This is a genomic window from Paenirhodobacter populi (assembly GCF_004022215.1).
Lineage (GTDB): Bacteria > Pseudomonadota > Alphaproteobacteria > Rhodobacterales > Rhodobacteraceae > Rhodobacter > Rhodobacter populi.
Genome location: NZ_SAUZ01000016.1, coordinates 116,006 through 140,516, shown reverse-complemented (window position 1 = coordinate 140,516; position 24,511 = coordinate 116,006). Strand labels below are relative to the sequence as shown.

General features: G+C 66.5%; 21 protein-coding genes and 1 pseudogene. 18 read left to right on the top strand and 4 right to left on the bottom strand.

Annotation, left to right across the window (positions count from 1 at the left end; genetic code table 11):
• Window positions 1–368: IS110 family transposase (locus tag D2T30_RS14555; protein ID WP_164884313.1), on the bottom strand; the 368-nt coding region annotated here is incomplete at its 3' end.
• Window positions 369–487: 119 nt separating this feature from the next.
• On the opposite strand from D2T30_RS14555, the gene D2T30_RS14550 reads away from it, so the two are divergent.
• From D2T30_RS14550 to D2T30_RS14535, 4 genes and pseudogenes are all read left to right on the top strand, one after another.
• Complete coding sequence (locus D2T30_RS14550; protein WP_128209462.1) at window positions 488–1,978, top strand: chlorohydrolase family protein; 1,491 nt, start codon at window positions 488–490, stop codon at window positions 1,976–1,978.
• A gap of 24 nt (window positions 1,979–2,002) precedes the next feature.
• Window positions 2,003–2,941, top strand: a pseudogene (locus tag D2T30_RS14545) (ABC transporter ATP-binding protein); the annotation flags it as partial.
• A gap of 13 nt (window positions 2,942–2,954) precedes the next feature.
• Window positions 2,955–3,584 (top strand): ABC transporter ATP-binding protein, encoded by a 630-nt coding sequence (locus tag D2T30_RS14540; protein WP_128209472.1) that lies wholly within the window; start codon window positions 2,955–2,957, stop codon window positions 3,582–3,584.
• Window positions 3,581–4,783 (top strand): amidohydrolase family protein, encoded by a 1,203-nt coding sequence (locus D2T30_RS14535; RefSeq protein WP_128209471.1) that lies wholly within the window; start codon window positions 3,581–3,583, stop codon window positions 4,781–4,783. The genes D2T30_RS14540 and D2T30_RS14535 overlap by 4 nt, the downstream gene beginning before the upstream one ends.
• A gap of 15 nt (window positions 4,784–4,798) precedes the next feature.
• Here the strand turns inward: D2T30_RS14535 and D2T30_RS14530 are convergent, their stop codons facing one another.
• Window positions 4,799–6,031: an amidohydrolase family protein gene (locus D2T30_RS14530; protein WP_128209461.1), complete on the bottom strand. Its 1,233-nt coding sequence runs from the start codon at window positions 6,029–6,031 to the stop codon at window positions 4,799–4,801.
• Window positions 6,032–6,483: 452 nt separating this feature from the next.
• On the opposite strand from D2T30_RS14530, the gene hisD reads away from it, so the two are divergent.
• The 3 genes from hisD to D2T30_RS14515 all read left to right on the top strand — a co-directional run bounded on the left by hisD (window position 6,484) and on the right by D2T30_RS14515 (window position 10,449).
• Window positions 6,484–7,791, top strand: a complete 1,308-nt coding sequence (gene hisD / locus D2T30_RS14525) for a histidinol dehydrogenase (protein WP_128209460.1) — start codon at window positions 6,484–6,486, stop codon at window positions 7,789–7,791.
• A 98-nt stretch (window positions 7,792–7,889) separates the two neighbouring features.
• Entirely contained in the window at window positions 7,890–9,275 is a 1,386-nt protein-coding gene (locus tag D2T30_RS14520) for a GntP family permease (RefSeq protein ID WP_128209459.1), read from the top strand.
• A gap of 136 nt (window positions 9,276–9,411) precedes the next feature.
• Window positions 9,412–10,449, top strand: coding sequence for a LacI family DNA-binding transcriptional regulator (locus tag D2T30_RS14515; RefSeq protein WP_128209458.1), 1,038 nt, complete (start codon window positions 9,412–9,414; stop codon window positions 10,447–10,449).
• Between the two features lie 4 nt (window positions 10,450–10,453).
• Here D2T30_RS14515 and D2T30_RS14510 read toward each other — a convergent pair whose 3' ends face one another.
• Entirely contained in the window at window positions 10,454–11,722 is a 1,269-nt protein-coding gene (locus tag D2T30_RS14510; RefSeq protein ID WP_241651294.1) for an aminotransferase-like domain-containing protein, read from the bottom strand.
• Window positions 11,723–11,899: 177 nt separating this feature from the next.
• Between D2T30_RS14510 and D2T30_RS14505 the strand changes: the two genes are divergently transcribed.
• The 11 genes from D2T30_RS14505 (at window position 11,900) to D2T30_RS14455 (ending at window position 23,577) form a co-directional block, all read left to right on the top strand.
• Entirely contained in the window at window positions 11,900–12,853 is a 954-nt protein-coding gene (locus tag D2T30_RS14505) for a substrate-binding domain-containing protein (protein ID WP_128209456.1), read from the top strand.
• Between the two features lie 60 nt (window positions 12,854–12,913).
• A complete protein-coding gene (locus tag D2T30_RS14500; protein ID WP_241651293.1) occupies window positions 12,914–13,810 on the top strand; it encodes an ABC transporter substrate-binding protein in 897 nt (298 codons plus the stop codon).
• Window positions 13,807–14,736, top strand: a complete 930-nt coding sequence (locus tag D2T30_RS14495) for an amino acid ABC transporter permease (protein WP_128209455.1) — start codon at window positions 13,807–13,809, stop codon at window positions 14,734–14,736. The genes D2T30_RS14500 and D2T30_RS14495 overlap by 4 nt, the downstream gene beginning before the upstream one ends.
• Window positions 14,733–15,518: an amino acid ABC transporter ATP-binding protein gene (locus D2T30_RS14490; protein ID WP_128185859.1), complete on the top strand. Its 786-nt coding sequence runs from the start codon at window positions 14,733–14,735 to the stop codon at window positions 15,516–15,518. The genes D2T30_RS14495 and D2T30_RS14490 overlap by 4 nt, the downstream gene beginning before the upstream one ends.
• 84 nt (window positions 15,519–15,602) lie before the next feature.
• Window positions 15,603–16,781 carry a M20 aminoacylase family protein gene (locus D2T30_RS14485; RefSeq protein ID WP_128209454.1) on the top strand — a complete coding sequence of 393 codons (1,179 nt, stop codon included), beginning with the start codon at window positions 15,603–15,605 and terminating at the stop codon, window positions 16,779–16,781.
• A gap of 371 nt (window positions 16,782–17,152) precedes the next feature.
• On the top strand, window positions 17,153–18,097 hold the full coding sequence (locus tag D2T30_RS14480; protein ID WP_241560705.1) for a LysR family transcriptional regulator: 945 nt from the start codon (window positions 17,153–17,155) through the stop codon (window positions 18,095–18,097).
• Between the two features lie 118 nt (window positions 18,098–18,215).
• Window positions 18,216–19,367: an ABC transporter substrate-binding protein gene (locus tag D2T30_RS14475; RefSeq protein ID WP_128209453.1), complete on the top strand. Its 1,152-nt coding sequence runs from the start codon at window positions 18,216–18,218 to the stop codon at window positions 19,365–19,367.
• Window positions 19,368–19,416: 49 nt separating this feature from the next.
• A complete protein-coding gene (locus tag D2T30_RS14470; protein WP_128209452.1) occupies window positions 19,417–20,400 on the top strand; it encodes an ABC transporter ATP-binding protein in 984 nt (327 codons plus the stop codon).
• Window positions 20,397–21,338, top strand: a complete 942-nt coding sequence (locus D2T30_RS14465; protein WP_241651292.1) for an ABC transporter permease — start codon at window positions 20,397–20,399, stop codon at window positions 21,336–21,338. The genes D2T30_RS14470 and D2T30_RS14465 overlap by 4 nt, the downstream gene beginning before the upstream one ends.
• Window positions 21,328–22,134, top strand: coding sequence for an ABC transporter permease (locus D2T30_RS14460; protein ID WP_128209450.1), 807 nt, complete (start codon window positions 21,328–21,330; stop codon window positions 22,132–22,134). Before D2T30_RS14465 ends, D2T30_RS14460 begins: the two co-directional genes overlap by 11 nt.
• Window positions 22,135–22,152: 18 nt before the next feature.
• Complete coding sequence (locus D2T30_RS14455; RefSeq protein ID WP_128209449.1) at window positions 22,153–23,577, top strand: gamma-aminobutyraldehyde dehydrogenase; 1,425 nt, start codon at window positions 22,153–22,155, stop codon at window positions 23,575–23,577.
• Here D2T30_RS14455 and D2T30_RS14450 read toward each other — a convergent pair whose 3' ends face one another.
• Window positions 23,578–24,486, bottom strand: coding sequence for a sugar kinase (locus D2T30_RS14450; protein ID WP_128209448.1), 909 nt, complete (start codon window positions 24,484–24,486; stop codon window positions 23,578–23,580).
• Window positions 24,487–24,511 lie beyond the last annotated feature (25 nt).

Below are 24,511 nucleotides of genomic sequence, written 5' to 3'. Positions count from 1 at the left end.
AAGACCATTGCCGCGCCTTGCGTCTCTTCGCTCTTCACCGGCACGAAGCGCATCGTCGGGCGCGTCGCCGCTTCGCAGATCGCTTCGGCATCGGCCGCATCGTTCTTTTGGCGCTTAACGAAGGGTTTGACATAGGCGGGTGGGATCAGCCGCACCTCGTGGCCCAGTTTACCGATCTCGCGACCCCAGAAGTGCGCCCCTCCGCAAGCTTCCACGGCGACAGTGCAAGGAGGCAACTGGCTGAAGAAAGACAGGACCTGGTCTCGCCTCAGCTTCTTGCGAAAAAGCACCCGGCCCGAGACATCAGCCCCATGCGCCTGGAACACATTCTTCGCCAGATCGAGCCCGACAGTGGTAATCTCCGACATGACCGCTCTCCTATGTGGATCCTTGCAGGCCCACCTTGGCACACAGATGCCGTCGGAGGGCGGTCACATCATCAAAGCTCCGTCGTTGCCCGCGCGGGACAAAGCCTGCGGGTGGCGCCATGACGGCCATCCGCGGCTGGACTGCGCTGCCCCTCGGCAAGCGTCCCGGCGGACGATGGGCCGTGGCGGCGCGCTGGATCGTCTGCGATACGCCCGGAGGCCGCCGCCTTGTCGAGAATGGCGAGGTGGTGATCGAGGGTGACCGTATCCTCCACGCCGGGCGCCCGTTCGCGGGCGATCTGTCCGCGCGCTTCGACATGGGCGAGGCGCTGGTCACGCCGGGCTTCGTCGATCTCGACGCGCTTTCGGACCTCGATACCACCGTGCTGGGGATGGACAACCAGCCTTCGTGGCAAAAGGGCCGCGTGTGGCCCTCCGATTACGCCGCCCACCCGCGCGAGATGTATACCCCCGAGGAACTGGCGTTCCAGAAACGCTTCGCTTTCGCGCAGCTCTTGCTGAACGGGATCACCTCGGCGCTGCCCATCGCCTCGCTGTTCTATCGGGCCTGGGGCGAGACCGTGGCCGAATTCGAGGCCGCGGCGCAGGCGGCCGGGGAAACGGGCCTGCGGGTCTGGCTTGGGCCGGCCTATCGCAGCGGCGGCATCGTGCTTGACGATCATGCCCGCATGCAGCCCGTGTTCGACGAGGCACGAGGTCTTGCCGGCCTGCGCGAGGCTGCGGCCTTCGCGGAGCGCATCGACGGCACCCATGCGGGCCTCGTCTCCGGTCTCTTCGCACCGGATCGCGTCGAGACCTGCACCGAGGCACTGCTGCGCGAGACCTTTGCCCGCGCGCGGGATCTGGACCTGCCGGTCCGGTTGCACATGGCGCAGGGGCAGATGGAGCTTGACACCATGCGCCGCCTGCATGGCGTGACCGCGCCGGAATGGCTTGACCGCATGGGGTTGCTGTCGTCCCGGCTGATCGCGCCGCATGCGACCGTCGCGACCCCCGAGGACCTCGCCCGCTATGCCGCGAACGGGGTGACGGTGGCGCATTGTCCGCTCGTTTCGGCACGCCACGGTGCGGTGCTGCGGTCGTTTTCCGTTCTCCGGACGCGGGGCGTGCGGATCGGCATGGGTACCGATACCGCTCCGCCCGACATGGTGCTGAACATGGCGTTGGGGTTGATGGCGAACCGCATCGCCTGCGCGCGGGGCGATGCGGGGTCCGCCGCCGAATTCCTCGACGCCGCCACGCTTGGCGGTGCCGAGGCGCTCGGACGCGCGGATATCGGGCGCCTTTGCCCGGGGGCCAAGGCCGACCTTGCCGTGTTCGACATGGCCGACAGCCGCATCGTTCCGCGCATCGACCCGGTGCAGACGCTGGTTTACGGCGCGACGGGGCGCGTCACCCGCGCCACGATCGTCGATGGTCGCGTAGCCATGCGCGGAGGAGAGGTGGCGGGCATCGACCTTGCCGCCGCGCGTCCCCGCGCGCAGGCGCAGTTCGACCGGCTCGTCGCGCAATACCCCGACCGCACATGGGGCCACCCGCCCGTCGAGACCATCTTTCCGCCCAGCTATTCGCCCGGGGAAACGCCATGAACAGCCCCGTTCCCGCACTAGGAGGTGCGTGGCCTCACCGTCGAATTTCCCTCCCGCCGCGCGACGCTGACCGCGCTTTCGGATGTGTCCCTGACCATCCAGCCCGGCGAGATTCTTGGCGTCGTGGGGGAATCCGGCGCCGGGAAGTCGATGACCGGAATGGCTGTCCTTGGCCTGCTCGAACCGCCCGGCCGCATCGCTGCGGGCGAGATCCGCATCGCCGGCACCCGCACCGATACACTCGGCGAAAAGGCCATGGCGAAAGTGCGCGGGCGGATCGTCGGGGCGGTGTTTCAGGATCCGCTGACCTCGCTGACCTCGCTGAACCCGTTGTTCACCGTGGGCCAGCAACTGACCGAAACCATCCGGCTGCATTTCGATCTCAACGCCCGGGGGGCGCGTGACCGCGCCACCGCGCTGTTGAAGCAGGTCGGCATCCCGGGTGCCGGGGAACGCATCGACCATTGTCCCCACCAGTTCTCGGGCGGCATGCGGCAGCGGGTGGTGATCGCGCTGGCACTTGCCGGAAATCCCAGCCTCATCATCGCCGACGAGCCGACGACCGCGCTCGACGTTTCGATCCAGGCGCAGATCACCGCGCTTTTGCGTCAGCTATGTCATGAACAGGGGACAGGTATCATGCTGGTGACCCACGATATGGGTGTCATCGCGGAAACCGCCGATCGCGTGGCGGTCATGTATGCCGGTCGCGTCATCGAGATCGGCCCGGTCGAGGAAGTCGTCCGCCACCCCCGCCATCCCTACACCCGCGGGCTGATGGGGGCGATCCCGTCGCTCGGCGCGCGCGTCGCGCATCTGGCGCAGATCGATGGTGCGATGCCGCGCCTCAACCGCATCCCGCAGGGATGCGCGTTCAATCCGCGCTGTCCTCTGGCCGGGCCGCGCTGCCGCCGGGACCGGCCATCGCTTGTCGCCGACGGGGCCAGCGCCGTGGCCTGCTGGCAGGAGGCGTGGCATGAGAAGCCGGGACAACGCCGTCGAGGTCGATCAGCTTTCGCGCGTGTTCGACGTTTCCGCCCCCTGGCTCAACCGCGTGCTCGAACGCAAGCCGAAGCGCTACCTGCAGGCGGTGCAGGATGTCTCCTTCATCGTGCGCAAGGGCACCTGCCTCGTGCTCGTGGGGGAATCGGGATGCGACGAACCCACCTCCGCGCTGGATGTCTCGGTGCAGGCGCAGATCCTGAACCTGATGCGCGACCTTCAGGACCGGCTCGACCTGACCTTCCTGTTCATCAGCCACAACCTTGCCGTTGTGCGGCATATGGCCGACCGAATCGCCGTGATGTATCTGGGCCGGATCATCGAGGAAGCCGCGACCAAGGATCTATTTGCCGATCCGCGTCACCCCTATACGCGCCTTCTGCTCGACACCATTCCCGATGTGGTCAAGCCGAACCGCGCCCGCAAGGTGATGGGCGGCGCGCCGCCTTCGCCGCTTGCCATGCCGCCGGGCTGTGCCTTTCACCCGCGCGGTCCGCTGGCGCAGGACATTTGCCGCAGGCAGGCGCCTGCCTATACTCCGCGCAGCGGGGCGGGCAAGGTCGCCTGTCATTTCGCCGACAATCCCCACCGGAGCCTATCATGACCAACGCCGACATCCTGTTCCAGAACGCGAACCTTCCCGCCGCACCCCTTTCGGACATTCTCGTGCGCGATGGCGTCATCGCCGCCATCCTGCCCGCCGGAAGCATGGCGGCGGAGGGTCGCCCCACTGTCGATATCGGGGGCCGGTTGCTGCTGCCGGGTTTCGTCGAGGGGCATATCCACCTCGACACCAGCTTTTACGGCGACGTCTGGGTGCCGCACAAACCCTGCACCGACGGGTTCGACGTGCATGAGCGGGTCCGCTTTCAGGCCGAGAACATGGCCGATGCCGCCCCGATGATCGACCGCGCCCGCAACCAGATCGAACTGTCGATCGCGCAGGGCAGCACGCGGATGCGCAGCCATGTGATGGTGGACGGATCGGTGGGGCTTGCCTCTCTCGAAACGGTGCTGGCGGTCCGGGCGGAATATCGCGATCTGATCGACGTGGAACTCGTGGCCTTTCCGCAAAGCGGCATCCTCAGGAGCCCGGGCACCGACAGGCTGCTCGACGAAGCGATTTCACTTGGTGCGGATGTGATCGGCGGCCTCGACCCCGCAAGTTTCGATCGCGATCCGCAGCGCCATCTGGACGTGGTCTTCGGCATCGCGGAACGTCGCGGCGTGCCCGTCGATATCCATCTGCATGACGGGGGCAGCCTTGGCGCCTTCACCATCGAGGAGATCATCGCCCGCACCGAGGCCACCGGCCTGCAGGGCCGTGTCGCGATCAGCCATGCCTATGGTCTGGGCGACCTCGCACCCGATGCCGCCCGCCGCCTTGCTGCCCGCCTTGCCCGCGCGGGCATCGCGATCATGACCAACGCCCCCGGCGCGCATGCCTTTCCGCCCGTGGCGCTGTTGCGCGCCGAAGGCGTCACCGTCTTTTCCGGCAGCGACAACATCCGCGATTCATGGTGGCCCTATGGCGACGGCGACATGCTCGGCCGGGCGATGATGATCGGCTATCGTTCGGGCTTTTACACCGATGCCGAACTGGAGGCCGCTTTCGACGTCGTCACTTATGGCGGCGCCAAGGCCCTCGGACTTGCGGACTATGGGCTTGAGGCAGGCAAGCGGGCCGATTTCGTGGCGCTCGCCGCCGCCCATGTGCCGGAGGCTGTGGTCTCCGTTCCGCATCAGCGCGCGGTCTATCGGGCGGGCCGACTGGTGGCCGAGAATGGCAAGGTCATCCGATGACCGCAAACCCCGCGTCTACATTCCCCGGATCAGGGTGGGGCGCGGGGACCACAGACGCAGCCTGCCGCCCTTGACCACGGCCACGATCGCCGCGTTGCCGCGCACGGCCGCCTCGGGCGAAGGGGCGTCGAGCAAGATGAAATCGGCCTGTGCGCCCGGCTCCGGCACGGGCTGGTCAAGGCGGATCAGCCGCGCCGGCGCCTCAGTGATCATGCCGAAAACCCGGCGCAGATCCGCGTCGGAGGCGAGCTGGTCGAGATTGGCATAAAGCCCCGCCATGCGCAGCAGGTTGGCATCGCCAAAAGGCGTGAACGGGTTCTGCACGTTGTTCGTGGCCAGCGCGACGGTCACCCCTTGCCGGGCAATCGCGGTCGCCGGGGCGATCCCGCGCGGGCGCAGGGGATCGTCCCGGTTGCCGTTGAGGAAACTGTCCGTTGCGGGCAGCACGACGAGTCCGACGCCCGCCGCGGCCATCTGCGCGGCGATCCTTTCGCGCCGGTCGGGCGGGAAGGCCGCGAACTTGGTCGCGTGTCCCACCGTGACCCGGCCCTGCCAGCCCCGCGCCCCGGTCTGGGCGCAGATCTCGGGCAGGATCGACCCCTCGGGATCGAGGTCGAAATCCGCGTGAAAATCGACGTCGACACCGAAGCGTTGCCCCAGATCGAAGATCAGCCCGACATGGGCGACGGGATCGCGGTCGGTATAGGGGCAGCCGCCGACAAGATCGGCCCCCCCGGCCAGCGCCTCGGCCAGCAAGTCGAGCGTCTCCGGCTCCTGCGTCAGGCTCTCCTGCGCGAAGGCGCAGATCTGCAACTCGATCAGATCGGCCCATTCGGCGCGCAACCGTTTCAGCGCCGCAAAGCTGCGCAACCCCGCACAGGGATCGACCTCGACAAAGCTGCGCATCCTCTGGGTGCCGGCGCGCACCGCCATTTCCAGCACGGTCGCACCGCGGGCATGCACGTCTTCCTCGGTGAAGGCGCGCTTTGCCGCGGCCGTCAGCCGCACCGCCTCGGAAAGCGTCCCCTCGCAGATCGGGCAGCGGCCGAGGATCATCGCCTTGTCGAGATGGATATGCGCCTCGGTGAAGCCGGGCACGAGCAGCGCGCCACTGGCCGGAAAACGCGGCAGTGTCGGCATCGCGTCGGGATCGCCGATCGCGACGATCCTGCCGCCGGCGACCGCGACCGACAGGTTATCCCGGCCATCAGGGAGCGTGATCCCCTCGAGAATGAAGCCTTCAGGCATGAAGTCTGTCTCTCCGTATCCGCCGCTCGGTTTTCAGCGCCGGTTCAGGGTATGAGCCTGCCGATCTGTTCATCGAACAGCGGCCCGGTCAACCGTCAATCAGTTTGCCGGTGTTACCCCGTCCAGCATGGATGATGCCGCTGTCTTGCGGAACGCCGGCTCGAAGCACGCAATCTGTGTCTTCGCGCCTCGGATCGGCGATCGGCGGCCATCGATCTCAAGGGTTACGATCCACACGCCGCGCGAGGGCGGGGCGCCTGCGCGATGGTGGCCGGATTGTAATCTAGGCCTTGGTCATCCGCCTGAAGCCGGAGAGTTGTGGGCGCCAGCCCGTCTATGCAATCGTATGCATCAAGTCTCTTGCGCCGTCATCCCGGTTTGTTGTAACGGGAATGAATACGTATGCATTACGTGAGGGAGCGGTGCATATGTCGGATGAGGAGATGGAAAAAATGGCAATCTGGTTGAAACGCGGTGCCACTGCGGAAGCTGTCCGCGCGGCCGATGAACAGGTTCGCGCGACCGTCGAGCGCACCTTGGCGGATATCGAAACGCGCGGGGATGCGGCGATCCGCGATCTGTCGGTGAAATTCGACGGACTGGAGCGTGACGACTACCGCCTGAGCGACGCCGAAATTCAGGACTGTCTGAACCAGCTTTCGGACCGCGATCTGAAGGACATCGAATTCGCGCAGACGCAGGTGCGCAATTTCGCGCAGCATCAGCGCGATGCGTTGAAGGATATCGAGGTGGAAACGCTTCCGGGCGTCGTCCTCGGTCACAAGAACATCCCGGTCAATGCGGCGGGATGCTATGTTCCGGGGGGCAAGTATCCGCTGCTCGCCTCGGCCCATATGTCGGTGATCACGGCGAAGGTCGCGGGGGTGAAGCGGGTGATCACCTGCGCGCCGCCCTACAAGGGCAAACCGGCGCCCGCGATCGTTGCGGCGCAGCACATGGCGGGGGCGGATGCGATCTATTGCCTCGGCGGCATTCAAGCGGTGGGCGCGATGGCGCTTGGCACCGCGTCGATCGAGCCGGTGGACATGCTCGTCGGCCCCGGCAACGCCTTCGTCGCCGAGGCGAAGCGGCAGCTTTTCGGCCGCGTCGGCATCGACCTGTTCGCAGGCCCGACCGAGACGCTGGTGATCGCGGACGAGACGGTCGACGGCGAAATCTGCGCCACCGACCTGCTGGGTCAGGCCGAACACGGCCCGGATTCGCCCGCGATCCTGCTGACCACCTCGGAAAAGCTCGCGCGCGACACGATGGCCGAGATCGAACGCCTGCTGACCATCCTGCCCACCGCCGAGATCGCGGCGAAGTCCTGGGCGGCCTATGGTCAGGTGATCGTTGCCGAAAGCGATGAGGAAATGGTCCGCATCGCCGACGAACTCGCCTTTGAGCATGTTCAGGTCATGACGAAGGATCCCGACTATTTCCTGAACAACATGACCAACTTCGGCGCGCTGTTCCTTGGGCCGCGGACCAATGTGGCCTTTGGCGACAAAGCGATCGGCACCAACCACACACTGCCGACGAAGCGGGCGGCGCGCTACACCGGGGGCCTCTGGGTCGGCAAGTTCCTCAAGACCTGCACCTATCAGCGGGTCCTGACGGACGAGGCTTCGGCGATGATCGGCGAATACTGCTCGCGGCTCTGCGCGCTGGAAGGGTTCATCGGTCATGGGGAGCAGGCGAACATCCGTGTCCGCCGCTACGGCCACAAGAACGTTCCCTACGGCGACAAGGCCGAGTGACACATCCCTGAATGGATCGGACGGGCCGGGAAGGAGGACTTCCGGCCCGTCCCGCATATTCCCGACCGACAAAGACTTGCGACAAGAGGAGTGTCGTCATGAGCGTTATCATTGCCATGCTGGCCCTGGGCGGGCTCATGCTCGCGGCCTATCGTGGCTATAGCGTGATCCTGTTCGCGCCCATCTGCGCCCTTGCGGCCGTTCTGCTGACCGATCCGGGCGCCGTCGCGCCGGCATTCAGCGGGCTGTTCATGGACAAGATGGTGGGCTTCATCAAGAACTACTTCCCGGTCTTCCTGCTGGGCGCGATCTTCGGGAAGATGGTCGAGATGTCCGGCTTTTCGCGCTCGATCGTCGAGGCGGTGATCCGCGTGCTTGGCCGGGACCGGGCGATCCCGGTCATCGTCATCGTCTGCGCGCTGCTGACCTATGGGGGCGTGTCGCTCTTCGTCGTGGTCTTTGCCGTCTATCCCTTCGCGGCCGAGATGTTCCGTCAGGCCGAGATCCCCAAGCGCCTGATGCCCGCGACCATCGCGCTTGGCGCCTTCACCTTCACCATGGATGCGATGCCGGGCACGCCGCAGATCCAGAACATCATCCCCACGACCTTCTTCGGCACCACGGGCTGGGCGGCGCCATGGCTCGGTCTGATCGGGTCGCTGTTCATCGCGGTGCTGGGCGTCGGCTATCTGGAATGGGCGCGGGCGAAGGCCGTGGGGGAGGGCTACGGCACCAACCTGCGCAACGAGCCAAGCACGCCACCCGACATCAAGCTGGTCCATCCCCTGATCGCGCTGGCGCCGCTGGTGCTGGTGGGCGTGGTCAACCTGGTCATGACGCAGATGATCCCGCACTGGTATGACGCGATCTATCCGCTCGACCTGCCGGGGATGGTGCATCCGATCGACGTGCCGGTAACGGCGACGGTCGCGATCTGGGCGGTTCTGGCGGCGCTGGCCTCGGGCATCCTGTTCATCGGCGTCTTCGCCTTCCGCACCATCACCGCGCAGTTCGCCGAGGGCAGCAAGACCGCCGTGGCGGGCGCCATGCTGGCGACGATGAACACCGCCTCGGAATACGGGTTCGGGGCGATCATCGCGGCCCTGCCGGGGTTCGTCATGATCGCCGGCGCGCTGAAGGCCATTCCGGATCCGCTGCTGAACGAGGCGATCACGATCAACCTGCTGTCCGGGATCACCGGCTCTTCCTCGGGCGGGATGAGCATCGCGCTCGCGGCGATGGCGGATCAGTTCGTGGCGGCGGCGAATGCGGCGGGCATCCCGATGGAGGTGCTGCACCGCGTCGCCTCCATGGCTGCGGGCGGCATGGACACGCTGCCGCACAACGGCGCGGTCATCACCCTGCTGGCGGTGACCGGCCTGACCCACCGCGAGGCCTACAAGAACATCTTCGTCATGACCCTCATCAAGGTCGCGGCGCCGTTCTTCGTCATCGCGCTCTACTACGCCACCGGGATCGTCTGAGGCGATCCGGGCCAGATATGGGCGGTCCGGACCTCCGGGCCGCCCCTCATCACGGGTCGCGCGTTGCGCTTGCCGGGGCGATTTGCGATAATGGCCATCCCGCCGCGATGGCGCGTTCCGACAGATCCGGGTGCCGATGGCCAGACAACCGACCTCCGACGCGATCGCGCGCCCCGGGCCGCCGACGGCGCATGATGTGGCGCGTCTGGCAGGGGTGTCGCAATCCGCCGTCTCGCGCAGCTTCACGCCGGGGGCGAGCGTGTCCGAAAAGACCCGCGAGAAGGTTCTGAAGACGGCGAAGGAGCTTGGCTACCGGCCGAACCTGATCGCCCGGTCGCTCATCACGCAGCGGTCGAACCTGATCGGGGTGGCGATCCCGCATCTGGGCAATCCGTTCTACGCGACGCTGCTGGAGGCCCTGTCCGAAGATCTGGCGGAACATGGCTATCGCGCCATGCTGTTCCCCGCACCGATGAGCGCCTTCGTCGACCCGCTGATCGAGGAAATGCTGAGCTTCCGCCTCGGTGGACTGATCCTCGTTTCATCGAGCCTGTCGTCGGGTCTGGCCGAGGAATGCCTCAGGATCGGCCTTCCGGTGGTGCAGGTCAACCGGGTCTCAAGCCGCGGCACGGTGTCCACGATCGTCGGCGACAACCGGGGCGGGGCCGCGCAGGTGGCGGAATTTCTGGTCGCAGGGGGGCATGAGCGGATCGCCTACATGGCGGGGCTGGAGGCTTCCTCGACCAACCACGACCGCGAGGAAGGGTTTACCGAATGTCTGGCCCGGCATGGGCGCAGCCTCAGCCACAGGGTCGTCGCGAATTACTCGGCGGAACAGGCGCGCGATCATGCCCGCATCCTGCTGGCGCGGCCCGACCGGCCCGATGCGCTGTTCTGCGCGAACGATCACATGGCGATCGCGGTGCTCAGCGTGGCGCGGGCGGAATTCGGGCTGGTTCCGGGGCGGGATATTTCGATCGTCGGCTTCGACGACACGAGGCTGAGCGCCATGCCGGAATTCTCGCTCACGACCTTTCGCCAGCCGGTGATCGAGATGGCGCGGGACGCGGCGGACGTGCTGCACCGGATGATCAGCGCGCCGGATGCCGAAGCGACCCGCACCGTCCTGCCCGGAGAGCTGGTGATCCGCGGCTCGGCCCGGCTGCCCGGCTAAGCCGCTATTGCAGCTTTTGCGGATCGGCGGCGCCGAGCACGAGGGCATGGACCACATCGGCGATGCGCCCCGGATCAAGCCGGCTGGTGGCAACGCGCAGATGGTTCAGCGGCGCCAGCCCGAACCGCGATCCCGGTGCCACCGCGATTCCATGCGCGGCCAGCGACACCATCGCATATTGTTCCGAGGCCACCGGAACCCAGGCGCAAAGCCCGGTGCCGGGTTCGGCCATCACCCCCTCGGCGCGCAGGGCATCGACCAGCGCCGCCCGCCGGTCGCGGTAGACGATCCGCGCCCGTGCCAGCAGATCCTGCGTCGCGGGGTCGCGCAGCAGCCATGCCGTCGCGCCCTGCAGGATCCGGCTTGTCCAGCCCGAACTGAAGGCGCGATACCCCCGCACCTGCGCCACCAGTCCCGAGGGGCCGGACAGCACCGCCAGCCGCAGATCCGGCCCATGCGTCTTGGAAAAGGATTTCACATGGACCACCCGTTCCGGCAACCAGCGGCCAAGCGATTGCGCGGGCACCAGCGCCAGATCGGCAAGGCCGTCATCCTCGATCACCACGGTATCCCCATGGGCCAGAACCCGCGCCAGTTCGGCAAGGCGCGTCGGGCTCAGTGTCTGGCCGGTGACGGAATGCAGGCGCGGCTGCAGCAGGAAGATCTCCGGGCGTTGGGCCAGCACCTCGGCCAGACGGTCGGGCAGGGGGCCTTCGGTATCGCAGGCGACGGGCAGGATCGTCGCCCCCAGATCCTCGAGAATGTCCAGATGGCGCAGCGCCGCCGGATATTCGACCGCCACCCTGGCCCCGCGTAGCGACAGGGCGTGAAACAGGGTATGCACCGCGCTGTAGCCGCCATTGATCGCCAGAAACGCTTCGGGCGCGTAGGGCCAGTCGGGGCGGACCGCCTCTTCCAGCTCGGGCAGGATGGCCACCCGTGCGTAGCTGTTGAGCTGATCCGCCTCGGCCCCATGCGCCAGCGCCAGATGCAACCGCGGCAGAAGCGCGGGATCGGGGACCGCGAAGCTCAGATCCAGAACCGAGGCGCCGAAATTGCCGCTGCTGGCAAAGCGTTTCGGCACGCTCAGGCTTCGCGCGCCGCTGACCCATGTGCCGTTGCGCCCCTGCCCGGTCAGGATGCGCTGCTTTTGCAGCCGCGCCCAAGCGGCGGCGACCGTCGCCGGGCTGACCCCCATCGCCGAGGCGATATCGCGGATCGGCGGCAGTCGGGTGCCGATCGGGATCAGCCCGGAACGAATCAGGGCGCGCATGCCCAGATCAATGCCGTTTGACGATCTGTCGCTTAAATTTTGTGCAATCCAAGTGGCATCCACCGGCTCCGCCATCACAAAGATCCCGCCTTTTTGTTCAATAACATAAATATGTTTGATCAGCCGTCAATGAACAAAATACCCCGGATGCAGAAGGACCAATGAAAGTGCGATGAAATGACCCTGACCTTGCGTCTGGCTGTTCGGGACTGGGACTATGTGACGCCGCTGGCGCTTGGCGATGTCACCTCGGACCGGCTGAAACTGGTGATCGACCGCGTCGGAACGCTGGTACCGCATCTGGGGCACGATCCGGCGCATGACGCGGCCGAAACCTCGTTCAGCCGCTATACGCAATTGCGGCTCGATGGTGACGACAGCATCATGGGTATCCCGAATTTCATCATGCGGGGGTTCCGCAACCGCTGTGTCATCACCCGCGAGGACAGCGACCTCGTGGATTTCGCCGGGCTGAAGGGGCGCAGGATCGGCGTCACCGGCTGGCGCGATTCCGGCAACACCTGGACCCGGGCGCTGCTGCGGCGCGAAGGGGTCGGGGTCGAGGACGCCTTCTGGTTCGCGGGCCGGCTGACCGAAAAGCACCCGATCACCGACCGGCTGGACGGCTTTGGACGCCCCGGCCGGATCGAGGCCTGCCCGGGCGAACGGCCGATGGTCGACCTGCTGCGCGAAGGCTTGCTCGACGCGATCTTCACCCCGTTCATGCCCGAGGGGTTCTTTGCCCCGGACAGCGGCCTGCGGCAGGTGCAACGCGATTACCGCAGCGCCGAAAAGGCCTATTTCGACGCGGTCGGCTATGTGCCGGGGATGCACATCCTGTCGGTCAAATCCGATGTTCTGGCGCATCACCCCTGGGTGGCGCAGGAACTCAGCGACATGGTCGATGCCTCGCAAAGGATGTGGATCCAGAAGCGCCGCAAATACGCCGACACCACCCCCTGGATGTTCGAGGAACTGGCCCGCACCGCCGCCGACCTGCCCGAGGACTGGAATATCTCGGGGCTCGAACCAAATCGCAAGATGATCGCGGATTTCGCGCAAGAACTTCAGGCGCAGGGAATTGCCCCCCGCCTGCTGACCCCCGAAGACCTGTTTCCCGCGGCAATTTGAGCCGCATCTGAAGCCACCACCACCACTCACGACATGCCCCGCAGAAAGTCAGGATATGAAATGCGTATGATGAACAGAATGTCCGCCTCGCTTCTGGTCGGCGCGTTGCTGTGTGCGACCCCGGTCCTTGCGCAAGAGGCAGCGCTGCCCGAAATCACGATGGATCAGGCCCTGCATGACCGGCTGCCCGATGCGGTGAAGTCGAAGGGCAGGATGGTCTCGGTCAACAACGGATCCTTCCCGCCCTATGAAATCGTCGAGGGAGACAGGATGTCGGGCGCCTCGGCCGACATGACCGATGCGCTCGGCCAGCTTCTGGGGATCGAGATCGGCCACGCCACCGTGGGCGGCCTGCCCGCGCTGCTGACCGGCATCAACGGCGGGCGGTATGATTTCGCCTTCGGCCCGATCGGCGATTTCGAGTCGCGCGAGGAAGCCAATGATTTCGTCGACTGGGTGCAGGAATTCGTCGTCTTTGCCGTGCACAAGGGCAATCCGAAAGAGATCACCTCGCTCGAGACCGCCTGCGGAAAGCGGATCGCGGTGATGGCGGGCGGCTCGGCCGAACGGGTCATCAACAAGGCCAGCGACGATTGCGCCGCCGCCGGCAAGCCCGCGATCACCGTGCAATCCTTCACCGATCAGCCCAGCTCGATCCTTGCGGTGCGCTCGAACCGGGCGGATGCGTTCTTTTCCTCGCAGGCGCCGCTGACCTATTTCGTCGCGCAGGCGAACGGGCAACTTGAACTGGCCGGCATCGGCCAGAAGAACGGCTTCGAGGATCTGTATCAGGGCGCCGTTGTGTCCAAGGGCTCGCCTCTGGGGCCGGTGCTGCTGGATGGCGTCAAGGAGCTGATGGCCAATGGCACCTATGCCGCGATCATGAAGAAATGGGGACTTGAAAACAACATGATCGCGGAGCCGGGCATCAACCTCGGCGGGGTCATTCCGAAATGAGCGAACCCGTTTCCATCGTCACGCCGCCGCAGGGCGGCGTGGGCTGGCAGGATGTCACCACCGCCCATGCGCCCCTCCGCCCCGGGCGGATCGTGCTCTGGCTGGTGGTGCTGCTGGTCGCCGCGAATTTCATCTGGATTTGCGCCCGGAACGAGAATTTCGGCTGGCCGGTGGTCGGGGCCTATTTCTTCAACCCGGATGTGTTGCGCGGCCTTGGGTTCTCGCTGTTCCTGACGGTGATCGGGATGGTGCTGGGCACCTTCATCGGGCTCTTGCTCGCGGTGGCGCGGCTGTCGGATGACCGTCTCGCCAAGGCGGTGGCGGGGATCTACATCTGGTTCTTCCGGGGGACGCCGCTGCTGGTGCAGTTGATCTTCTGGTACAACATGTCGACGCTGTTTCCGCAGCTGTCGCTGTCCATTCCCTTCGGCCCGGCGCTGATGAGCTGGGACACCAATTCCGTCATCACGCCCCTGACGGCCGCGATCTTCGGTCTGGCGCTGAACGAGGCCGCCTATATGGCGGAAATCATCCGCGCCGGCCTGATGTCGGTGGATCGCGGGCAGGCCGAGACGGCCTCGGCCTTCGGGATGACGCGCCGGCGCGCGCTGTGGCGCATCGTCATTCCGCAGGCGATGCGCTCGATCGTGCCGCCGACGGGCAATCAGCTGATCAACATGGTCAAGGCCACCTCGCTCGTGTCGGTCATCGCCATGTCGGACCTGCTGTATGCGGTGCAGTCGATCTACAACCGCACCTTTGAAATCGTGCCGATGCTGCTGGTCGCGGTGCTGTGGTATCTGGTCATCACCACCGTTCTGAACATCGCGCAGGGCTATATCGAACGCTATTACGCCAGAGGCGACCGGCGCAGCGAGGCCGCCACCCCGGCCCAGTCCCCCGCCGGGATCGGAGACAACGCATGACCGCGCCCCGTTCGATCTCCGCCGCGCCTCTGGTCGAGGCGCATGGCGTCCACAAAAGCTTCGGCGATCTGCACGTTCTCAAGGGGATAGACCTGAACGTGGCACCGGGCGAGGTGGTGGTGATCCTTGGTCCCTCGGGATCGGGTAAATCCACCTTCCTGCGCTGCATCAACAATCTGGAATCCATCGACCGGGGCGCCGTCCTCGTCGCGGGGGAACAGATGGGATACCGCGTTCATGACGGCAGGTTGATCAAGCTGTCGCCCGATGCGGCCGCGCGGCAGCGGCGCAATATCGGCATGGTGTTCCAGCAGTTCAATCTTTACCCGCATATGACGGTCCTGCAGAACATCATCGAGGCGCCGATCGGCATCCACGGCGTTCCCAGGGCCGAGGCCACGGCCTATGCGCATGAACTGCTGCGCCGGGTCGGGCTGACGCAGAAGGCCGACGCCTATCCGCGCCAGCTTTCGGGCGGGCAGCAGCAGCGCGTGGCCATTGCCCGGGCGCTGGCGATCCGGCCGCAGCTGATGCTGTTCGACGAACCGACCTCGGCGCTGGACCCGGAACTGGTGGGGGAGGTGCTGGCGACGATGCGCGATCTGGCGCGTCAGGGGCTGACGATGATCGTGGTGACGCATGAGATCGGCTTTGCGAAGGAGGCGGCGGATCGCGTGATCTTCATGGACGGCGGGCATATCGTCGAACAGGGGCCGCCCGGCGAAATTCTGGTGAACCCGCAGCACCCGCGCACGCAGGCCTTTCTGGCGCGGTTCATCTGACGGCGGGCGAGACAAATCAACGGGCGGGGTCCGGATCCCGCCGCAGGATCGGCAGGGCAGGCGCCCGGCCTGAAAGGAAGCGAGATGCTGAACGACAATGCCTCGGCCCGTGTGTCCGATTTCGATGCGATGAAGGATGATCTGGTCGCCACGCGCCATTATCTGCACCAGCACCCGGAATTGTCGCATCAGGAGGCCAACACCGCCCGCTATGTGGCGGAAAAGCTGGAAAGCTGGGGCTATGACGTGACCCGCAATGTCGGCGGGCACGGTGTCGTGGCCCGTCTGACGGTGGGCGAGGGCCGGAAATCCGTGGCGATCCGCGCCGATATGGACGCCCTGCCGATCACCGAGGCGATCGACCGCCCCTACAAGAGCCAGACCCCCGGGGTCATGCATGCCTGCGGCCATGACGGCCACACCACGATGCTGCTGGGGGCGGCGCAATATCTGGCGCGGACCCGGCGCTTCAACGGCACGCTGACGCTGATCTTCCAGCCGGCCGAGGAAGCCGGCACGACCAGCGGCGCGATGGCGATGATCCGCGACGGGCTGTTCGAGCGGTTTCCCTTCGACGCGATCTTCGGCCTGCACAACCATCCGGGCGCGCCGGAGGGCCAGATCCTGACGCGCAACGGCGGGATCATGGCGGCTGCGGACACGGCGACGGTCACGGTGAAGGGCAAGGGCGGCCATGCCTCGCGCCCGCATCTGACCGTCGATCCGATCATGGTGGCCTGCCAGATCGTGGTGGCCCTGCAGGCGGTGGTGTCCCGCTCGATCGATCCGACGAAGGCGGCGGTGATCACGGTGGGCACGATCTCCGGCGGCACGGTGTCGAACGTGATCCCCGACACGGCGACATTCGTGATGACCGTGCGCTCCTTTGAACCCGAGGTCCGGCTGCGGCTCGAGGAACGCATCCTGCGCGTCGCCACCGATGTCGCCCATGCCTTCGAGGCCGAGGCGGTGGTCGAATATGAACATGGTCATCCGGTGGTGTTCAACACCACGCCGGAAAACGAATTTGCCACCGGGGTCGCACGCGACCTGATCGGCGCCGAAAACGTCAAGGAATGCCCGCCGATCCCCGGCTCCGAGGATTTCGCCCATTATCTGGAACACAAGCCCGGGGCGTTCCTGCGTCTGGGGAACGGGGTCGAGTCCGCGGTCCTGCACAATCCGAAATACGATTTCGCGGACGAAAGCCTGACGGTGGGCGCCGCTCTCTGGGCCAGACTGGCGGAAAGCTACCTGCGCTGAGGGTTTCGACCCACGCGGCGGAACATGGCGCGCAGGCACCGGGCCTTTGCCGATCTTGCCGGCGCTGGTCCACCGCGACGCCCGGCTTGCCGTTGCGGTTGGTCTGGATATGAGCCGGTCTCGCGGCTCTTCGCCAAAGCGACCATGCGATGATTTGGGCGGGTTGGGTCTGATGCGGCGGATCAGACCCCAAGCGCCTACGGCAGGCCCGGCGGCAACGCGCGCTGTCGCGGCCTTGCCGGCATGCGGCTTCGCGGCGTCCGGGGATGTCTCCGTCGATCCGCGCCGATTTTGCGCGTCGTTCCCGGGTGGACGCCCGAGCGACATCTCAGGGAATCCCGCTCTTCCGGGCCGGATTGCGGCGGGGGCGGATGCGTGGTCTTGTGCGGGAAATCAGCCGGGGCATTCGGATCGTGGCCTTCACCCTCAAGCAATTGCGCTATTTCCTTGCCGCCGCCGAAAGCGGCACTGTGTCCGGTGCCGCACAGGCGCTGGCGATTTCGCAATCCTCGGTGACCGAGGCGATCCGCGAGCTTGAGGCCGATCTGGGTGTGCGGCTGTTCGACCGGCATCCGCGCGGGCTCGAAATCACCCATCGCGGGCATCAGTTTCTGCGCCATGCGCAAGGCATCCTGACCTCGGTCGCCGATGCGCGGCAGGCGCTGGATCAGGACGGCGCGCGCGTGACCGGGCGGCTGCATATCGGCGTCACCTCGCTGGTCGCGGGCTATGTCCTGTCGGACATCCTCTCGCGCTTTCGCCGCGCCAATCCGGAGGTGGAGGTCACCGCGCTGGAGGACAACGGCGATTACCTCGAACATCTGCTGGTCGGCGGAGAGCTGGACGTGGCGGTGATGCTGACCTCGACCCTGCGCGACCGGATGGCCCTGCAGGTCGAGATCCTCGACGTGTCGCCCTATCAACTCTGGCTGCCGAACGGGCACCGGCTGGCGACGCAGACCTCGGTCTCGATCGAGGATCTGGCGGGGGAGCCGATGATCATGCTGCGGCTTGACGAGATCGAGGAACCGACGCGGCGGCTGCTGGCGGCGTTCGGGGCGCGGCCGCGGGTGGCGTTCCGCACCCGTTCGGTCGAGGCGGTGCGGTCGCTGGTGGCGACGGGGGCGGGGATCGCGCTTTTGCCCGAGATGGCCTATCGGCGCTGGTCGCTGGAAGGCGATCCGATCGTGTCGCGCGACGTTTCGGGCACGCTGCCGGTGGTGCAGGTGGGGGTGGTATGGCGACGCGGCACGCCGCTGTCGGCGCAGGCGCGGGAATTCATCCATGCCGCGCAGTCGCACCGGCCGCTGCGCTGATCCGTTATCGGGAAATCCGATAGCGTCCTTCTGATAATTGGATTTGCGAAATCGACAGGGCTGCGACAGGCTTGCCGCCAAGGGGCAGGATCGCCCCGCCACAACAGGGAAAACGCAGATGAACAAGCTTTGGAACGCGGCGGCCTCGGGTCTTGCGCTGACGGCCGCGCTTACTCTTCCCGCTTCGGCGCAGATGGCCTCGCTCGGCACGCCGGAGGGGGCTGTGTCGATCGTCGCCTGGCCGGGGTATATCGAGCGGGGCGAGACCGATCCGGCCTATGACTGGGTGACGAAATTCGAGGAAGGCACCGGCTGCAAGGTCGAGGTCAAGACGGCGGGCACCTCGGACGAGATGGTGTCGCTGATGAATCAGGGGACGTTCGATCTGGTGACGGCTTCGGGCGATGCCTCGCTGCGGCTGATCGCGGGCAAGAAGGTGCAGCGCGTCAACATCGCGCTGATCCCCGGCTGGGACAAGGTGGACGACCGGCTGAAGGAGGCGCCCTGGCACACGGTCGAGGGCGCGCATTACGGCGTGCCCTTCATGTGGGGGCCGAATGTGCTGATGTTCAACACCACGGTCTTCAGCGAGGCGCCGAAAAGCTGGGATGTTGTGTTCAACGAACAGACCCTGCCGGACGGCAAGTCGAACGCCGGCCGGGTGCAGGCCTATGACGGGCCGATCTACATCGCCGATGCGGCGCTTTACCTGATGTCGGTGAAGCCCGAGCTGGGCATCACCAACCCCTATGAGCTGAACGAGACGCAATACGAGGCGGCGCTGGACCTGCTGAAGGGGCAGCGCAAGCTGGTCTCGCGCTACTGGCATGACGCGATGGTGCAGATCGACGATTTCAAGAACGAGGGGGTCGTGGCCTCGTCCTCCTGGCCGTTTCAGGTGAACCTGCTGAAGGCCGATGGCGCGCCGGTCGGGTCCACCATCCCGCAGGAGGGCGCGACCGGCTGGGCCGATACGCTGATGCTGCATGCCGAGGCGAAGCATCCGACCTGCGCCTATCTCTTCATGGAACATGCGCTGAGCTCCAACCTGCAATCGGACCTGTCGCTGTGGTTCGGGGCGGTGCCCTCGGTCCCGTCCGCCTGCACCGACGGGTCGGGGATGCAGACGGCGGAGGGCTGCGCGGAAAACGGCTTGCAGGATTTCGACAAGATCTGGTTCTGGCGCACGCCGACCTCGGCCTGCGAGGCGGGCGGCTGCGTGCCCTATCACCGCTGGGTGTCGGACTATATCGCCGTCATGGGCGGCTGATCCTGCAACGGTCCGGGCGCGCGGCCCGGGCCTCAACGGACTAGGACAGATGATGCAAGCTGTGAGCTTTCGCGGCGTCTCGCGCCATTTCGGCACGGTGCGCGCGGTGGATGATGTCGATCTGGACATCGCGGATGGCGAGTTCTTCGCCATGCTGGGGCCTTCGGGATCGGGCAAGACCACCTGCCTGCGCCTGATCGCGGGATTCGAGCAGCCCACTGCCGGCGAGATCGCGATCTGTGGCGAACAGGCGGCGGGGATGCCGCCCTACCGGCGCAACGTCAACACGGTGTTCCAGAATTACGCGCTGTTTCCGCATATGAACGTGCGCGACAACGTGGCCTTCGGGTTGCGGGTGAAGGGCATCGGCCGGGCGGAACGCCACTGCGCCGCCGAGGAGGCGCTGGCGATGGTCGAGCTGGCCGGTTTCGGCGACCGCCGCGCCGCCGCGCTGTCGGGCGGGCAGCGGCAGCGGGTGGCGCTGGCCCGCGCGCTGGTCAACAAGCCGAAGGTGCTGCTGCTGGACGAACCGCTCGGCGCGCTGGACCTGAAGCTGCGCGAGCAGATGCAGGAGGAACTACGCCGGTTGCAGCGGGCGCTCGGCCTGACCTTCGTTTTCGTCACGCATGATCAGGAGGAGGCCCTGTCGATGGCCGACCGCGTTGCGGTCTTTGCCGAGGGCCGGATCCAGCAGGTCGGCACGCCCGAGGATATCTACCGCCGCCCCGCCAGCCGTTTTGTCGCGGATTTCGTCGGGTCCTCGAACGTGCTGCCCGCCGATTTCGTCGGCGTGGGCCGGGCCGGGGACTGGGCCAGCCTGCGGCCCGAGGATATCACGCTGGACCCCGCCGGGCGGGAGGCCGAGGTCACATCGCGCGCCTATCACGGGCGGGTGGTGAAGCTGGGGCTGAACGTGGCGGGGCAGGGGCTGACGATGCTTGCGCCCGCCTCCGGGGATCTGCCGCGGCCGGGCGACCGGGTCGGCATCGCATGGCCTCTGGAAAAGGCGCATCTGCTGGGGCCCGCAACATGAGCGACACCGCCATCCTGCCGCCGCGCTCAGGCGTCGTGGCGCGCGCCGTCGACTGGATGATCCGGCATCCGGCGATGTTCACCTTTCTGCTGGTGCTGCCGATCACCCTGTGGCTGGGCATCGTCTATATCGGATCGCTGCTGGCGCTGCTGGTGCAGAGCTTCTATTCGATCGACGAATTTTCCGGCCTCGTGGTGCCGGAATTCACGCTGGCGACCTATGCCGAGCTGCTGCGCCCGTCGAATTTCGCCATCATCCTGCGCACGGTGACGATGGCGGCCTGCGTCACGGTCGCCTCGGCGGTGATCGCCTTTCCGATCGCATATTTTGCCGCCCGCTACGCCAGGGGCGGGTGGAAGGCCTTGTTCTACATCGGGGTCATGCTGCCCCTGTGGTCGAGCTATCTGGTCAAGGTCTACGCATGGAAACTGGTTCTGGCGAAGGAGGGCATCCTGAGCTGGGCCTTTGCCAAACTGCATCTGGGCTGGCTGCTGGATGCCATTCTGGCGCTGCCGGTGGTGGGGGGCAATTCGCTGTCGGTCAGCTATACCGGCACCTTCATCGTCTTCGTCTATATCTGGCTGCCCTACATGATCATCCCGGTGCAGGCGGCGCTGGAACGGGTGCCGGGCGCGATGATCGAGGCGGCCTCGGACCTTGGCGCGACGCCGGGGCAGAGCTTCCGCATGGTGCTGCTGCCGCTGGCGCTGCCGGGGATCGTGGCGGGGTCGATCTTCACCTTCTCGCTGACGCTTGGCGATTACATCGTGCCACAGATCATCGGCTCCGGGCGGCTGTTCATCGGGCAGGCGGTCTACATGCAGCAGGGCACGGCGGGGAATATCCCGCTGGCCGCGGCCTTCACCGTGGTGCCGATCGCGATCATGGGGGTCTACCTCTGGGGCGCGCGCAGGATGGGGGCTTTCGATGCGCTCTGACCGGGCCCCCTGGGCGCTGAAATGCGCCGCCGCCGCGGGGCTGGTGTTCCTGCTGGCCCCCATCGTGCTGATCTTCATCTATGCCTTCACCACCGAGGAAAAGAGCTTTCAGTGGCCGCCGCCCGGCTTCACCACGAAATGGATCGGCGTGACGATGGGGCGGGCGGATGTGTGGCAGGCACTTGGCCTGTCGCTGAAGGTCGCGGCGATTTCCACGGGGATCGCCATGGTGCTGGGCACGCTGACGGCGGCGGCGGTGTCGCGGGCGCGGTTCTTTGGCCGGGAGACGATTTCCCTGCTGGTGATCCTGCCCATCGCGCTGCCGGGGATCATCACCGGCATCTCGCTGCGGTCGGCCTTCTCGCTGCTGGACATTCCGTTCAGCACCTGGACCATCGTGCTCGGCCACGCGACCTTCTGCATCGTCGTCGTCTACAACAACGCGGTGGCGCGGTTCCGGCGCACCTCGGCCGCGCTGATCGACGCGGCGATGGATCTGGGCGCGGACGGGGTGCAGACCTTTAGGCTGGTGATCCTGCCCAATATCGCCACGGCGCTGCTGGCGGGGGGAATGCTGGCCTTTGCGTTGTCGTTCGACGAGGTGATCGTCACCACCTTCACCGCCGGCAATCAGGCGACCCTGCCGATCTGGATGTTGCAGGAACTGATCCGCCCGCGCGAAAGGCCGGTGACCAATGTCGTCGCCATGGCCGTGGTGCTGGTGACGGTGCTGCCCATTCTGGCGGCCTGGTGGCTGACGCGGGACGGGCAGCACAGCGAAGGTTCGGAAAAATAGCTTCAAGGGAGATACGGGATGCAAACCAACATGCTGATCGGCGCGGATTTCGTGTCCGGCACGGAAAGCGAAGAACAGATCCTGAACCCGCGCACGGGGGAGGTGATCGTGACATTGCCAGAAGCCTCGCTCGCGCAGGTGGAACGGGCGGTCGAGGCGGCGGCGAAGGCCTTTCCGGGCTGGTCGCGCACGACACCCGGGGAACGCTCGGCCTGCCTGCTGAAGATCGCCGAGCGGATCGAGGCGGCGGCGGGCGAATTCGCGGCGCTCGAGGCGCTCAACTGCGGCAAGCCGGGGCATCTCGCGCTTGGCGACGAACTGCCCGCGATCATCGACTGTTTCCGCTTCTTCGCCGGGGCGGTGCGGACGATGACCGGGCCGCTCGCGGGGGAATATCTGCCGGGGCATACCTCGATGATCCGGCGCGATGCGGTGGGGGTGGTCGCCTCGATCGCGCCGTGGAACTATCCGCTGATGATGATGGCGTGGAAGATCGCCCCCGCGATCGGGGCGGGGAATACGGTGGTGTTCAAGCCCTCCGAGCAGACGCCGCTGACCGCGCTGAAGATGGCGGAGATCTTTGCCGATGTGCTGCCCGAGGGCGTGGTGAACGTGGTTCTGGGGCGCGGCGATACGGTCGGCTCGGCGCTGATCAACCATCCGAAGATCGCGATGATCTCGATCACCGGCGACATCGCGACGGGCCGCAAGATCATGGAGGCCGCGACCCGCACGATCAAGCGCACCCATCTGGAACTGGGCGGCAAGGCGCCGGTCGTGGTGCTGGACGATGCCGACCTTGAGGCCGTGGTGCAGGGGCTGCGGGCCTTCGGCTATTACAACGCCGGACAGGATTGCACGGCGGCGTGCCGGATCTACGCGCAGGCGGGGATCCATGACCGGCTGGTGGCGGAGCTGGGGGCGGCGGTGGCCTCGATCACTTACGGGCAGGCGGATGACAGTGTGAACGAGATGGGGCCGCTGATCTCCCCCCGGCAGCGCGACCGGGTGGCGAGCTTCGTCGGCCGCGCGCGCGAGGCGCGCCATATCGAGGTCGTCACCGGCGGCGGCATCGCGGACGGGCCGGGCTTCTTCTACAAGCCCACGGTCATCGCCGGCGCCCTGCAATCGGATGAAATCGTGCGGCGCGAGGTTTTCGGCCCCGTCGTCTCGGTCACCCGGTTCGAGGAGATGGAACAGGCGATCAACTGGGCGAACGATTCCGAATACGGGCTGGCCTCCTCGGTCTGGACGAAGAACGTGTCCAAGGGGCTGAAGGTCGCGGGCGCGCTGCAATACGGCTGCACCTGGGTGAACACGCATTTCATGCTGGCGAACGAGATGCCGCATGGCGGGATGAAGCATTCGGGCTACGGCAAGGACATGTCGATGTATGCGCTCGAGGATTATTCCGTCGCCCGCCACATCATGGTGGCGCTCTGACTACCAAATGGCGCGCGGCACGATCGCACCTGGATGGCCGATGACGCGGGCGGCGGTGGCATGGCCGGTTTCCATGCAGCCGGTGATGTTGGCCCCCCGCGTCACGCCGGCAAGGAAGCCCGCGTTGAAACTGTCGCCCGCGGCGGTGGTGTCGATGACGCCGACCGGGCCGGGGGCGATCTCGCGCCCCGAACCGTCCAGCGCGCGCGGCCCCCGTGCGCCGCGTTTCAGCGCCCCATCGCGCACGCCCCATGCGGCGAGCCGGGCCATGACCCCGGCTTCACCGGCATCACCGAAGAGCGCGATTTCATCGTCGAGCGAGGGCAACGCGATATCCGTCAGCTCCCAAAGTGCGCGGATCTCGGCGCGGGCGTCATCGGGGCCGGACCACAGGCGGGGGCGATAGTTGGAATCAAAGGCCACGCGCCCGCCCCGGGCGCGGAAGCCCGCGATCCAGTCGCGCAGGCGCCGGCGCGCGTCGGGTGCAAGGATGGCGATGCTGATGCCCGAGAGGTAGAGCAGGTCGCAGGGCGCCAGATCCTCTGGCCCAAGCGCCGAGCCGGGGCCGAACATCGTCCGCGCCGCCGAAGCGCCGCGCCAGTAGCTGAAGCTGCGCTCGTTGTCGGCATCGAGCGTGATCATGTAAAGCCCGGGCATCACGTCGGGGACGCGCGCGATCCGGGAGGTGTCGAGCCCTTCCTCGCGCAGCGCCGCGAGGATGCGGTCGGACTGGATGTCGTCGCCAAGCGCGGTGACGTAGGACACCCGCACCGCCGGGTCCGTCAGGCGGCGCAGGTAGACCGCGGTGTTGAACGTGTCGCCCGCGACGCCGATCCGGGCAAGGCCCGGGCCGGCGGGGGACAACTCGATCATCACCTCTCCCAGACAGACGATGGTTTGCGGGGTCATGGCCGGTCCTTTCCGGGCGGGCGGG